Source organism: Desulfohalovibrio reitneri (assembly GCF_000711295.1).
Lineage (GTDB): Bacteria > Desulfobacterota > Desulfovibrionia > Desulfovibrionales > Desulfovibrionaceae > Desulfohalovibrio > Desulfohalovibrio reitneri.
In genome coordinates this window covers 259,402-273,306 of the sequence record NZ_JOMJ01000003.1, presented here as the reverse complement: position 1 = coordinate 273,306, position 13,905 = coordinate 259,402, and the positions used below count along the sequence as shown (strand labels likewise).

General features: G+C 68.1%; 10 protein-coding genes. 5 read left to right on the top strand and 5 right to left on the bottom strand.

The window, feature by feature from the left end; all coding sequences use genetic code 11:
• Nucleotides 1-157 precede the first annotated feature (157 nt).
• Entirely contained in the window at nucleotides 158-670 is a 513-nt protein-coding gene (locus N911_RS0101575; protein ID WP_051693816.1) for an HD-GYP domain-containing protein, read from the bottom strand.
• Between the two features lie 102 nt (nucleotides 671-772).
• Between N911_RS0101575 and hypF the strand changes: the two genes are divergently transcribed.
• Complete coding sequence (gene hypF, locus N911_RS0101570) at nucleotides 773-3,106, top strand: carbamoyltransferase HypF (protein ID WP_029893704.1); 2,334 nt, start codon at nucleotides 773-775, stop codon at nucleotides 3,104-3,106.
• Here hypF and N911_RS0101565 read toward each other — a convergent pair.
• Nucleotides 3,103-3,675 (bottom strand): BON domain-containing protein, encoded by a 573-nt coding sequence (locus N911_RS0101565; protein ID WP_029893702.1) that lies wholly within the window; start codon nucleotides 3,673-3,675, stop codon nucleotides 3,103-3,105. The genes hypF and N911_RS0101565 overlap by 4 nt on opposite strands.
• A 197-nt stretch (nucleotides 3,676-3,872) precedes the next feature.
• Here N911_RS0101565 and fusA point away from each other — a divergent pair, with 197 nt between their 5' ends.
• Nucleotides 3,873-5,933, top strand: a complete 2,061-nt coding sequence (fusA, locus tag N911_RS0101560; RefSeq protein ID WP_029893700.1) for an elongation factor G — start codon at nucleotides 3,873-3,875, stop codon at nucleotides 5,931-5,933.
• An 81-nt stretch (nucleotides 5,934-6,014) separates the two neighbouring features.
• Here fusA and N911_RS0101555 read toward each other — a convergent pair whose 3' ends face one another.
• The 3 genes from N911_RS0101555 to N911_RS0101545 all read right to left on the bottom strand — a co-directional run bounded on the left by N911_RS0101555 (nucleotide 6,015) and on the right by N911_RS0101545 (nucleotide 10,901).
• On the bottom strand, nucleotides 6,015-9,140 hold the full coding sequence (locus tag N911_RS0101555; protein WP_029893698.1) for an efflux RND transporter permease subunit: 3,126 nt from the start codon (nucleotides 9,138-9,140) through the stop codon (nucleotides 6,015-6,017).
• Between the two features lie 3 nt (nucleotides 9,141-9,143).
• Complete coding sequence (locus N911_RS0101550; RefSeq protein WP_051693814.1) at nucleotides 9,144-10,385, bottom strand: efflux RND transporter periplasmic adaptor subunit; 1,242 nt, start codon at nucleotides 10,383-10,385, stop codon at nucleotides 9,144-9,146.
• 153 nt (nucleotides 10,386-10,538) lie between these two features.
• Complete coding sequence (locus N911_RS0101545) at nucleotides 10,539-10,901, bottom strand: hypothetical protein (RefSeq protein ID WP_138774307.1); 363 nt, start codon at nucleotides 10,899-10,901, stop codon at nucleotides 10,539-10,541.
• Nucleotides 10,902-10,982: 81 nt separating this feature from the next.
• On the opposite strand from N911_RS0101545, the gene N911_RS0101540 reads away from it, so the two are divergent.
• Genes N911_RS0101540 through N911_RS16485 form a run of 3 tightly spaced genes read left to right on the top strand, consistent with a single transcriptional unit; the run spans nucleotide 10,983 to nucleotide 13,901 of the window.
• Nucleotides 10,983-11,696, top strand: coding sequence for a lysophospholipid acyltransferase family protein (locus N911_RS0101540; protein ID WP_029893693.1), 714 nt, complete (start codon nucleotides 10,983-10,985; stop codon nucleotides 11,694-11,696).
• Nucleotides 11,689-13,338, top strand: a complete 1,650-nt coding sequence (locus N911_RS0101535) for a ribonuclease J (protein ID WP_029893691.1) — start codon at nucleotides 11,689-11,691, stop codon at nucleotides 13,336-13,338. The genes N911_RS0101540 and N911_RS0101535 overlap by 8 nt, the downstream gene beginning before the upstream one ends.
• On the top strand, nucleotides 13,338-13,901 hold the full coding sequence (locus N911_RS16485) for a lipocalin family protein (protein WP_081859017.1): 564 nt from the start codon (nucleotides 13,338-13,340) through the stop codon (nucleotides 13,899-13,901). The genes N911_RS0101535 and N911_RS16485 overlap by 1 nt, the downstream gene beginning before the upstream one ends.
• The last annotated feature ends 4 nt before the right edge of the window (nucleotides 13,902-13,905 follow it).

Genomic DNA, 13,905 nt, shown 5'->3' with positions numbered 1-13,905 from the left:
GCAACTCCGTGTCCTCGAAACGGTCCGCGGATATTACCAGGACTTTTCTCGCGTTCGGCATGACTGCCTCCTTTCTTGGGAATAGTCTTTCAAGAATAAACCAGAAAGGGGGATGCTTGGCAACGGAACCGGGGGCTGAACACATTCCATCCGGATATCAGGAATTCGTAAACAGCAGCGGAGCGCGGGAAAGCAGCAGGTCCGCCAGGCGGCGGTCGAAGCGGCGGCCTCGCTCGGCACGGATGACGCCCAGGGCCTCCCGAACGCTCAGGGACGGCTTGTAGGCGCGCTCGGCAACCAGCGCGTCGAAGGCGTCGGCCAGGCTGGTCATGCGGGCCAGCATGGGGATGTCGGAACGGTCGCGCCCGGCGGGATAGCCCCGGCCATCCACGCTCTCGTGGTGGCAGAGCACCACCCGCGCCACCTCCGGGTCCGCCCCCCGCCGCAACAGACGCGCCGCTCCACGGGCCGGATGGGTGCGCATGAGGGCGACCTCCTGCTCGTTGAGCGGACCGGGCTTGGCCAGCAGCCCGGGCGGCAGGTCCTCCTTGCCCAGGTCGTGCAGGGCCGCGCCCTGGACAAGGCGATTCAGCTCCGGGTCGCTCAGGCCCCACCACCGGCCCAGTTTCAGGGCCAGCCGGGCCACGCTACGGGAATGGTCGGGCTGCATGCGGCACTGTCTCCGCACGCACTATCGGCATTTCCAGGCGAAACCTTACCCCCGCTTCCGGTCCGGCTTGACGCCGCCCCCCGCGCGGGGCATGCACGCCCGATGAAGCGGACGCGATTCACCGTCACAGGGCAGGTCCAGGGGGTCGGCTTCCGGCCCTTCGTCTACCGCCGCGCGGTCAAGCGCGGCCTCACCGGGCACGTGGCCAACACTCCCGACGGCGTGGTGGTGGAAGTGCAGGGGCCTTCCGAGGAAGTGGAGGGCTTCGGCCGCGACCTGGCCGAACGCGCCCCGCCCCTGGCCCGCATCGTATCCCTGGACCGGGAGGAGGCCCCCCAGGTGGAGGGCGAGGAGTCCTTCGCCATCCACAAGAGCAGCGCCGGGGAGGGGCACAACGTGCTCATCTCGCCGGACACCGCCGTCTGCGCCGACTGCCTGCGGGAACTCTTCGACCCGGCTGACCGCCGCTTCCTCTACCCTTTCATCAACTGCACCAACTGCGGCCCCCGCTACACCATCACCCGCTCCATCCCGTACGACCGGCCCGAGACCTCCATGGCCTGCTTTCCCCTGTGCCCCGCCTGCCGGGAGGAGTACGAGGATCCGCTGGACCGCCGTTTCCACGCCCAGCCCAACGCCTGTCCGGAGTGCGGGCCGCGCGTGTGGCTCACCGACGCCGGGGGCGAAAAGCTGGCCGAGGGCGGAGAGGCGCTGGAGAGGCTGGCGGAGGAACTGAACAGGGGCCGCATCGCGGCCGTGAAGGGGCTGGGCGGCTTCCACCTGGCTGTAGACGCGGCCGACCAGGGCGCGGTGGCGGAACTGCGCCGCCGCAAGCACCGCCACGGCAAGCCCCTGGCGGTCATGGTCCCGGACCTGGAGGCGGCCCGCGCCCTGGCCGAAGTGAACGAGGCCGAGGCGGAGCTGCTGGCCGGGCCGCAACGGCCCATCACACTGCTGCGCGCCCGCCCGGACGCGGGCCTGGCTCCAGGGCTTTCGCCGGACACGGAATACCTCGGGGTAATGCTGCCCTACACCCCGCTGCACCACGTGCTTTTCCACCATTTCCGCGCGTTGCGGGACAGCCCGCCCGCCCTGGTCATGACCTCGGGCAACCGCTCCGGCGACCCCATCGCCCTGGGCAACCGCGAGGCGCTGTCGCGGCTTTCGGACATCGCCGACCTCTTTCTGCTGCACGACCGCGACATCCTCATCCGGGCGGACGACTCCGTGACCCGGGTGCTGCCCGCCGGCCCCGATTGCCCGAAAGCAGTCGAAACGACCCGCCGCACACAGTTTCTGCGCCGGGCGCGCGGCTGGACGCCCTCGCCCGTTTTCCTGCCCGGGGACGGCCCCCGCGTGCTGGGCGTGGGGCCGGAGCTGAAGAACACCCTCTGCCTGAGCAAGGGGGACCAGGCCTTCGTCTCCCAGCACATCGGGGACATGGAGAACCTGGAGACCTTCGGTTTCCACCAGGAGATCCAGGAGCACCTGCGGTCCATCCTGCGGGTGGAGCCGGAACTGCTGGTGCACGACCTGCACCCGGACTACATGACCACCCGGTACGCGGCCGAACAGGACCGCTGGCCCACGGCCGGGCTGCAGCACCACTTCGCCCACGCCCACGCCGTGCTGGCCGAAAACCGCTTCGAGGAGCCAGCCCTGTGCCTGGCCCTGGACGGCACCGGCTTCGGCGAGGACGGCGGCCTGTGGGGCGGGGAGCTTTTGTACGTGGACCCGGCGTCCCTTGCGCACCGCCGCCTGGCCCGACTGGCCCACCTGCCCCTGCCCGGGGGCGAACAGGCCATCCGCCAAGTGTGGCGCATGGGGCAGGCCGCCCTGCACGCCCTGGGCGAATCGCCCGAGGGCTGGCCGTGGATGGAGCGCGAGGCCCAGGCCGCCGGGGTGGTGGCCCAGATGCTGGCCAAGGGGCTGAACTGCCCGCCGTCGTCAAGCTGCGGCCGCCTGTTCGACGCCGCCTCCGCCCTGCTGGGGCTGTGCCGGAAGATCGACTACGAGGCCCAGGCGGCCATTCTGCTGGAGGAGGCCCAGGCCCGGGCCGTGGAGGGGGCCTACCCCCTGCCCCTGCGCGAGGCGGACGAGGCCGGGGTGCGGGTCATGGATTCGCTGGAGCTGCTGGCCGCCCTGGTGGCGGACGTGCGTGCCGGAGTGGGGCGGGACGCGGCGGCCCGCCGTTTCCACGCCGGGCTGGCGCGCGGGCTGGCCGACGCGGCCGAGACCATGGCCCGGGAGGCCGGAACCCGGACCGTGGCCTTGTCCGGCGGCGTGTTGCTCAACCGCACCATGGCCGTGGACCTGCCGCGCGAACTGGCCGCGCGCGGCCTGACCCCGCTGGTCCACCGCGAGCTCCCTCCGGGCGACGCCTGCGTCTCCCTGGGGCAGGTTGCCTGGGGGCGGCGGCTGCTGGCCCTGGGCTAGTCCCCGGACGGGGCGTTGTACACCCGCAGATACGAGGTCACGCCCGCGGTCTTGGGATGACGCCCGGCGATCTCCACGGACCGATCTATCTCCGCTTGGCTGCCGAGCAGCCCCGTCAGGAAGACGTGGCACTGCGGCGTGGCCAGATGCACGTTGGGCGCGGGCACCAGCTTGTCCGCGATGAGGTCCTTGTTCAGGCTGGCCCGCAGGTCCAGCCACTCGCTCTTGGAGCAGGCGTTCGGGTCCGGCTCCAGCAAATCCACCGTCACGGCCTTCACTCCCTCCACGGAGGCGGCGACCTCCCTGGCCCGCTCCCCCATGCCGGGCGAGGTGCGCACCCCCACCAGGTACACGTGGCCCAGGAAGGTGGAGGACGAGATGTCCATGGCGCTGACGTCGTCGGCGTCGATGAGCCTGGCGGTAACGGTGGAATTGATCTTCTGGTCGTCGGTCTGCTGGGAGACCGTGCGCTCGTCCACGGCGGAGCCGTAGATGGTGGTGCACCCGGAAACGTCCAGCAGCAGGGCGACAAGGAAAACAGCCAACGGAACGGCGAATCGGATCGGCATGGAAACCTCCTTAGGCAAAACAACATGAAAACCTATTCATTCAGACAGGTTGAAGAACATTTCCAACCACGGCGGCTGCTTGACAAGCTCGTGTCACAGTCCCTATAGCTTGAATCCTTGTATTCCTTTTTTCTAGCCCAACAGGCGGAAAAGAGGAATGGTTTTTGGCCGCAACCGACAAGGGAAGGAGAGTGGGTGTGTCGGATGGACTTCAGGGGCAGCGCACCTATGCGCTGGTTGGACACGGCGGCTCGGGCAAGACCATGGTGGGCGAGATGCTGCTTTTCGCGGCCGGAGCCACCAACCGCCTCGGCAACACCGAGGAGGGCAACACGACGCTTGATTACGAACCCGAAGAGGTCAAGCGGGGGGGCAGCATCCAGCCCGGTTTCGCCCGCTTCGACTGGAAGAAGAACCCGCATTTTCTCATCGATTGCCCCGGGGACAGCAACTTCTCCGGCGACCTTCCCTTCCTGCTCACCGCGGCCGACGGCGCGGTGCTGGTCATCGACGCCGTGGACGGGGTCAAGCCGCTGACCCGCAAAATCTGGTCCCAGGTGGCCGACGCCGGGCTGCCCGCCCTGTGCTGCCTGACCAAGATGGACCGCGACCGGGCCGACTTCGAGGCGGCCTTCGCTTCCCTGCAGGAACAGTTGGGCATCCGCCCGGTGCTGCTCTACGTGCCCATCGGCCAGCGCGAGGACTTCAAGGGCGTGGTGGACGTGTTCGCGGACAAGGCCCTGTTCTTCGACGGCAAGGGCGGCTTCACCGAGGGCGCGGTGCCCGGCGACATGGCCGAGGAAGTGGCCGGACTGCGCGAGACCATGGTGGAAAACATCGCCGAGAGCGACGAGGAGCTCATGGAGACCTACCTGGAAGAGGGCGAACTCTCCCCCGACCAGGTGCGCAAGGGCCTCTCCAAGGGCGTGGCCGCTGGCGAACTGGTGCCGGTGGTGCCCGCCTCCGCCCTGCAAAACGCCGGCGGCCAGCAGCTTCTGGACGCGGCGCAGGACCTGCTTCCCTCCCCCCTGGACCACCCCGCCTGGGTTGGCGAAGACGGAAGCGAGCGCGCCTCCTCCCCGGACGAGCCGGTGGCCGCCTTCGTATGCAAGACCATCGTGGACCCCTTCGCGGGCAAGCTTTCGGTGCTGCGCGTCCTCTCCGGCACCCTCTCCCCCGACTCCACCCTGCTCAACCCTGACAGCGGGGCCAAGGAGCGCGTCGGCTCCCTCATCCTGCTCAAGGGCAAGGAGCAGAACGGGCTCAAGCAGCCCATGGGCCCGGGGGCCGTGGTGGCCGTGGCCAAGCTCAAGGAGACCCACACCGGCGAGACCCTGTGCGACGAGAAGAAGCCCTTCACCCTGGACCGGCCCGCCCTGCCGCCGCAGCTCATCACCTACGCCCTGGCCCCGGCCGAGAAGGGCGACGAGGACAAGGTCTACCAGGCCATGCAGAAAATCGTGGAGGAGGACGTCACCCTGCGCCTCTTCCGCGACGAGGAAAGCTCCGACATCCTGCTCTCCGGCATGGGCCAGCTGCACATCGAGACCAGCGTGGAGAAGGCCAGGCGCCGCTACAAGGTGGACGTGGTCCTGAAGACCCCCAAGGTCCCCTACCGCGAGACCTTCAAGGGCGAGGCCGACGTGCAGGGCCGCCACAAGAAGCAGTCCGGCGGGCGCGGGCAATTCGGCGACTGCTTCGTGAAGATCGAACCCTTGGGCCACGGCGAGGGCTACGAGTTCGTGGACCAGATTGTGGGCGGGGCCATCCCCCGGCAATACATCCCGGCCGTGGACAAGGGCATCCAGGAGGCGGCCCGGCGAGGCTACCTCTCCGGCAACCCGGTGGTGGACTTCAAGGTCTCCCTGTACGACGGCTCCTACCACTCGGTGGACTCCTCGGAGATGGCCTTCAAGGTGGCCGGCTCCCTGGCCTTCAAGAAGGCCTGCGAGCAGGCGGGCATGAAGCTGCTGGAGCCCTACATGCTGGTGGTGGTCAGCGTGCCCGACCAGTACATGGGCGACGTCATCGGCGACCTCTCCGGCCGCCGGGGCAAGGTGCTCGGCTCCGACTCCACCGGCGGCGTCACCGAGATCAAGGCCCACGTGCCCATGAACGAGATCCTGCGCTACGCCCCGGATCTGCGGTCCATGACCGGCGGCCAGGGCCTCTTCACCATGGAGTTCTCCCACTACGAGGAAGCACCGCCGCACATCACCGAGAAGGTGATGGAGGAAGCCAAGGCGGAAGCCGGATAGCCCCGCTTTCCCTGTTCAATGAAAAAGGCCCCGTCCCTGGCCAGGGACGGGGCCTTTTTCATGCGCCTCGGGCCATGCGGTTCACTTCGGGCCTTTGGCCGGGCGCACCCGCTCCGCCAGGCGGCGGATGAGGGTGTAGAGGCTGGGCACGAAGAGGGTGGCCAGGACCACCGCCGAGATCATGCCGCCGAAGACGGCCGTGCCCAGGGCGTGCCTGGAGGCGGCGCCCGCGCCGCTGGCCACGACCAGGGGCACCACGCCCAGGATGAAGGACAGTGAGGTCATGAGGATGGCCCGAAAGCGCAGCTTGGCCGCCTCCAGGGCCGCCTGGTCCGGCGGCAGACCGCCCTCCTCCTGGCGCATCTTGGCGAACTCCACGATGAGGATGGCGTTCTTGGCCACCAGCCCGATGAGCATGACCAGCCCGATCTGGCCGTAGACGTCGAAGTCCAGCCCGCGCAGAAGCTGCGCCCCAGCCGCGCCCAGCACGCCGAAGGGCACGGCCAGCAGCACGGCGAAGGGGATGGTCCACGACTCGTACAGCGCCGCCAGGAAGAGGAATACCATGACCACGGCCAGGGCCAGGTTGCCGCTGGCCTTCCCCGCGGCCAGCTTCTCCTGGTAGGCCGTGCCGGTCCACTCGAAGCCGTAGCCCGGCGGCAGGGATTCGGCCGCCGCCTCCATGCCCGCCAGCGCCTGCCCCGAGGAATAGCCGGAGGCGGCCTGACCGTTGATGGAGATGGAGCGGTAGACGTTGTAGTGGCTGATGGACTCCGGCCCGGAGGTCAGCTCCGCCGAGACCAGGGACTCCATGGAGACCATGTCCCCCTCCTCGTTGCGCACATGGAAGTCGCCCAGGGAGGAGACGTCGGAGCGGTACCCGCTCTCCGCCTGCAGCATGACCTTGTAGTTGCGGCCGAAGCGGGTGAAGTCGTTGGCGTAGTAGCCGCCCAGGAAGGTTTGCAGGCTTGAGAAAATCTCGGTCAGCGGCACGCCGAGCATCTTGGCCTTGTCCCGGTCCAGGTCCAGGCGCACCCTGGGCACATCCGTGGAGAAGGTGGTGTAGGCGAAGCCCACCTCCGGACGCTGGTTGGCCTGGCCGATGAACCGCCCGGCCACCTCCTGGAACTCGTCGATGGAACGGCCCGAGCTGTCCTGCAGCTCCATGGTGAAGCCGCCGGTGCTGCCCAGCCCGGGAATGGACGGCGGAATGAAGCACATGGCCTGCCCGTCCTTGATGCCCGCGAAGTGCGCCCGCGCCCCCGCGATAATGCGCTTCAGGGTGAGTCCCTGGGGGAGCCGCTCGTCCCAGTCGGTGAGGGTCACGAAGAGCGCCGCGTTGTAGGAGGTCTGGGAGGAGTCGAGGATGTTCATGCCGCCCAGGCTCATGATGTGGTCCACGCCGTCGGCCTTGGTCAGGTAGTCCTCCAGCTTGGCCACCATGGCGTCGGTGCGGCGCAGGGCGGCCCCCTCGGGCAGTTGGGCTGAGACGATGAAGTAGCCCTGATCCTCCTGGGGCAGGAAGCCCGAAGGCAGCCTGCTCTGCAAAAAGGCCGCGGCACCGAAAAAGATCGCCAGCAGGACCACAGCCAGCACTCCGCGCCGCAACAGGCCCTGCACCCCGGCGGAGTAGCCGGAGGTGAACTTCGCGAAGGCGGCGTTGAACACGCCGAAGAAGCGGCCAAGCAGCCCCCCGGCCTCCTTGCGCGGCCCCAACAGCAGGGCGCACAAGGCCGGGGAGAGGGTCAGGGCGTTGACGGTGGAGATGAGCACGGCCAGGGCCAGGGTGACGCCGAACTGCTCGAAGAGCCGTCCGGTGAGACCCGCCATCATGGCCACGGGCAGAAAGACCGCCACCAGCACCAGCGAGGTGGCCACGATGGGGCCGGTGACCTGCCGCATGGCCTTGTGGGTGGCCTCCCGGGCGGACAGCCCCTCGTCGTCGATGAGCCGCTGCACCGCCTCCACCACCACGATGGCGTCGTCCACCACCAGGCCGATGGCCAGCACCAGCCCGAAGAGGGTGAAGGTGTTGATGGAGAAGCCCACGCCCATGAACACGGCGAAAACGCCGATGAGGGAAACGGGCACGGCCACCATGGGCACCAGCGTAGCCCGGAAACTCTGCAGGAAGATGAACACCACCGCGAAAACCAGCAGCAGGGCCTCGGCGAAGGTCTTGACCACCTCGTCTATGGAGGCGTTGACGAATTTAGTGGTGTCGAAGGGGACGAAATACTCCAGCCCTTCGGGGAAGGCCGCGGACAGTTCCTCCATGCGGTCCAGGACCTTTTGCGAGACTTCCAGGGCGTTGGCCCCCGGCTGGAGATAGATGAGCAGGTTGGTGGCCGGTTCGCCGTCCACGCGGGAGAAGGCGTTGTACCCTTCGGCACCCATCTCCACCCGGGCCGCGTCGCCCAGGCGGACCACCTCGCCGTCCGGTTCGGCCCGCAGGATGATGTCCTTGAACTCCCCCTCCGTGACCAGCCTGCCTTGCATCCGCACCGAGTACTGGAAGGCTTGGTCGTCCGGGGCCGGGGGCTGGCCCAGTTGTCCGGCCGGGGCCTGTGCGTTCTGCTCTCGCACGGCGTTGATCACGTCCGTGGCGGTCAGCCCCAGGCGGGAAAGGCGGGAGGGGTCCAGCCATATCCGCATGGAATAGTCCTCGGAGCCGAAGACCTGCAGGCTGCCCACGCCGTTTATGCGGGCCAGCTCGTCCCGCAGGTTAATCAGGGCGTAGTTGTTCATGAAGAGGTTGTCGTACACCCCTTTGGGCGAATGCAGGGTGACCGCCATGAGCATGGAGGTGGAACGCTTCTTCACGGCCACGCCGGTGCGGGTGACGTCAGCGGGCAGTTTGGGGGTGGCCAGGGCCAGGCGGTTCTGGACCTCCACCGCGGCCATGTCCAGGTCCGTGCCGGTCTCGAAGGTCACGTCCAGGCTCATGGTGCCGTCGTTGGAGCTGACCGAACTCATGGAGAGCATGTTCTCCACGCCGTTGATCTGCTCCTCGATGGGCGTGGTCACGCTCTCCTCCACCACCTCGGCCGAGGCGCCGGGGTAGGCGGCGGTGACGCTGACCACCGGCGGGGTGATATCCGGGTACTGGGCCACTGGAAGCTCAACCAGGGCCAGCGCGCCCAGCAGGGTGATGACTATGGAGACGACCGAGGCGAAGATGGGGCGGTCTATGAAGAAACCGACCACGGCCTAGCTCCCGGAGGTGGCGTTGGAGGACGCTTTCGCCGTGGCGTTGGCCGACGCCGGGGGAGCGCTGTCGCCGTCCGCCCCGCTTTTTTTCGCCTGGACCACCTTGGTCTTGACCGCCTCGCCCGGCCTGAGGCCGGTCGTGCCGGACACCACCACCAGCGCGCCCTCTGCCAGCCCCTGCTTGATGATGCGCCCGGCCGCCACGGTCTCGCCCGGCACCACGCCGGCGCGCCTGGCCTTGCCCTGGCCGTCCACCACCCAGACCATGGGCTTGGATTGCAGAAAGAAAAGGGCCTCCTCCGGCACCACGATGGCCCCGGACAGCCGCCCGACGGGCAGCCGCACGCGCACGTACTGGCCCGGCAGCAGGGCAGCCTCAGGATTGGGCACCACGCCCCGCGCCTTGAGCGAGGCCGTGCGGTTGTCAATGGCCCGGTTGGCCATGTCGAACTCGCCGGGGTGGGGGTAAGGGGTTCCGTCGCCCAGCAGCAGCCGGATGTTCACCGCCCGCTGTTGCGGGTCCTTCTCGTCGAAGGCCCGCCCCTGCGCGATGGCCCGCTTCTGGAAAACCAGCAACAACTCGTCCGGCAGGGAAAAATCCACGTACATGGGATCCAGGGTGGAGATGGTGGCCAACCTGGTGCGCTCGGCGGAGGAGACGAGCGCGCCCACATTGACATCGGCCCGGCCTATGCGGCCAGTAAAGGGCGCGCGCACCTCGGTGTAGCTGAACTGGGTGGATGCCTGCCGGACGTTGGCCTTGCTGCGCTGCACCGCCTGCTGGGCTTCTTCAAAGGCGGTCTTGGCCTTGTCGAACTGGTTGCGGCTGACCGCGCCGGACTCTACCAGCTCCTTGAAGCGCTCGTACTCGCGTTTGGCCAGGGACAGGCTGGCCTGGTCGCTCTTGAGCTGCGCCCTGGCCGCCTTGAGGGAGTCGTCCAGGCTCTGCGGCTCGATGGTGAAGAGAAGTTGCCCGTCCTCGACGATGGCCCCCTCGGCGAAATGGCGCTCCAGCACCCAGCCGTCAACGCGGGCGCGGATGTCCACGGTGCGACGGGCCGCGACCGTGCCGGGGAACTCCCTGCTGGTGACAACGTCGCGGGGCTCGGCCCGCACCACGTCCACTTCCCTGGGAGAGGAAGCCGCCCCGTTTCCGGGGGGGCCGTCCTGGCCGCAGCCGCAGAGAAGCGCGACCAGCGCCAGCCCCGCGGCCAGGGAAAAGATTGCTCGGAAACAGCGCATCACCCACCTCCCATCCAACTGGTATCAAATCCGTTCATGCCTGTACCGCATACACGGAAGCAGCGCTACCGCCGCCTTTTACCCGGAAAAAAGCGGCGGTAGCGAAGGAATTTGGCCCTAAATCGCCGTGGGAGGGGCGTCGGCATTCCGACGCTAATGCACGTGGCCGGTGCGGCGCACGCCCCACTGGTCGCGGGGGATGGGCAGGCAGAAGGTGCGTTCGGAGAGGCGGGAGCAGAGCATGAGGTCGCCGGAATCCTCGTCCCAGTACACGCCGTCCAAAAACAGGGCCAGGGCCTTGGCGTTGCTCAGCCCGCCCACGTTCCCGGCCGGGGCGTGGGCGGCCAGCATGGCCTCGCCCGCGGCGCGGATGGTTTTCAGGGCGGCGGACGTCAGGGACACGTCCTCGTAATCGATGCGGTGCATGGCCTCGCCCGGTCCGGCGAACTCGGTGAGCATGGTGGCGGCGTACTGCGGGTTCACGGCGTCCTCCAGATGTTTGACGTCCCGCCCCATATTGAGCAACGGACGTGCCAAGCCGTATCACCGCTTGTTTCCCGGGGTCTTTTGGGCTACCGTCCCTGCGGTCGAAACGCCATGCGAACAGTATTCTTCTACCTCATATTCATCCCGGCCACCCTGGTGCTGGCCTCCACCAGCCTGCTCGTCCCCAGGCTGGCGGACTGGGTGCATCGCAACTGGTCCGGCATCGCCCTGTGGGCCGCGGGTGTGCGGGTTGAGGCCGACCTGGACGCGCTGACCCCGGGAGAGCCGTACGTTTTCCTGGCCAACCACCAGTCCATGTTCGACATTCTGGTGCTCTTCAGGCTGCTCTCCGGGCATCGGCTGCGCTTCGTGGCCAAGGAGTCGCTGTTTCGCATCCCCATCTTCGGCCCGGCCATGCGCCGCGTGGGACACGTGCCCATCGACCGGGGCAATTCCCTGGCGGCCATGAAGAGCCTGGACCGGGCCGCGGCCGAGGCCGGGCGGGAGGGCATCTCCCTGCTGGTTTTCCCCGAAGGCACCCGCAACCCGGACCCGCACGACTTTTTGCCCTTCCGCACGGGCGGCATGATCCTGGCCCTGAAAGCGGCCAAGATCGGCCTGCGCACCGCGCCCCTGGCCATACGCGGGTCGGGCGGCGTGATGGCGGCCAAATCGCTGCGCGTGCGATCCGGAACCGTTTTCGTCCGGGCGCTGCCCCCCTTCAACCCGGCCGAACACTACACGCTCAAGCAGCGCGACGTTTTCCGCGACGACCTCCGCCGCCAGTTGCGCGACGCGTATATGGAGCTTGGATTACATGGATAGTTTGACGCTGACCCCCCTGGGGGGTCTCGGCGAGATAGGCATGAACTGCATGCTGCTGGAGACCGACCGGGACATGGTCATGGTCGACTGCGGCCTGATGTTCCCCGAGGAGTACCTCTTCGGGGTGGACGTGGTCATACCCCGCTTCGACACCGTGCTGGCCAAAAAGGACAAGCTCCGCGGCATCGTCCTGACCCACGGCCACGAGGACCACATCGGCGCCCTGCCCTGGCTTTTGCCCTATGTGGACGCGCCCCTGTACGGCTCCCGCTTCACCATGGCCCTGGTGGAGTACAAGCTGCGCGAGCACGGCCTGGAGCCCTACGTCACCTGCAACACCGTGCGCGACCACGAGCGCGTGCAGCTCGGCGAGATGGCCGTGAACTTCATCCCGGTCTGCCACTCCATCATCGAGGGCTTCGGCCTGGGCATTGAGACTGCGGCCGGGCGCATCGTCCACTCCGGCGACTTCAAGGTGGACCGCACGCCCTCCAACGGCCACGTCACCGACCTCGACGCCTTCTCCCGCTTTTCCGGGGAAGACTGCGCCCTGCTGCTGTCCGACTCCACCAACGTGGAACGGGAGGGGTTCGCCCTGGCGGAATCGGAGATCCACGCCAGCCTGGACCAACTCTTCACCGAGTGCTCCGGCCGCATCCTTTTCACCCTCTTCGCCTCCCACATCCAGCGCATGCAGGAGGTTTTCGACCTGGCGGCCAAGCACGGCCGAAAGGTGGCCGTTTCCGGCCGCAGCCTGTGGCGCAACATCGACCTGGCCCGCGAGCACGGCTACCTGCGCATCGAGCCCGGGGTGTACATCGACCTGGACCGGGCCAACGACTACCCGGATTCCGAGATGCTGCTGCTGCTCACCGGCTCCCAGGGCGAGCCCCTCTCCGCCCTGACCCGCCTGGCCATGGGCGAGCACCGGCAGATCAACGTCCACTCCGGCGACCTGGTGATCATGAGCTCCCGCTTCATCCCCGGCAACACCCGGGCCATCACCAAGGTCATCAACCGCCTCTACAAGCTGGGGGCGGAGGTCATCTACGAGAAGGTGGCCGGCATCCACGCCTCGGGGCACGCCCACCGCGCCGAGCTGGCCATGATGCTGGACGCGGTGAAGCCCAAGTTCTTCTTGCCGGTGCACGGCGAATACCGCCACCTGGTCAAGCACTCCCGTCTGGCCGTGGAGCGCGGCGTGGCCCCGGAGCGGGCCATTGTTCTGGAGGACGGCCAGCCGCTCACCCTTTACCCCGACGGCACCATCCGCCGCGAGGAAAGCGTGCCCGTGGAGCACATCTACGTGGACGGCAAGGGTGTGGGCGACGTGGGCGTGACCGTGCTCAAGGAGCGGCAGCTTCTGGCCGGGGAGGGGCTGGTCATCGTCAACCTGGTCATCGACGAGGAATCCGGCGAGATAACCCTCGGCCCGGACATCCTCTCCAAAGGCTTCATTTTCGAACAGCACTACGCCCACTACCTCGAAGACGCCAAGTGCATCGTGCTGGACATCTTCGAGAACGTGCCGCCCTCGCAGACCGAGAAGCTCAAGGAGCGCATCCGCTCCTCCCTGCGCCGCTTCTTCCGCAAGGTGCTGGACCGCGACCCGGTGGTGGTGCCGGTGGTCATCCGCATCTGATGCGCCGCGCCGCCCTCCTTGTCCTGACCGCCGCCCTGGCCCTGGGCGCGGCCGCCTGCGGCCCGCCGCCGCCTCCCCTGCCCACGGCGGAGAACGTGGACCTCTCGCGCTACATGGGCCGCTGGTACGCCGTGCAGCACATCCCCACCTCCTTCGAGGCGGGCTGCGCCTGCACCCGCGCCGACTACACCCCGCTGGAGGACGGCCGGGTGGGAGTGGTCAACACCTGTTTCAAGGACGGCGAGTGGGAGGAGGCCGAGGGCGTGGCCCGCCGCAAGGAGCCGGACGACCCCTCCCGGCTGGAGGTGTCCTTCTTCGGCCCCTTCTGGGGCGACTATCACATTTTGGCCGTGGACAATGCCTACCGGCATGCCCTGGTGGGCGCTCCCGACCGCGACTACCTGTGGATACTGGCCCGCTCCCCCGAGGCCGACCCGGCCGTGATCGAGCGGTTCCGGGAAAAGGCCGCGCGGCTCGGCTTCGACACACGGCGGCTGCGCCCCGTGCCCCGGACGGGCTGCCCGCCCCGCCAGGAGAAGCCGGGAGCGCAGGGAGCGGATTAGACAC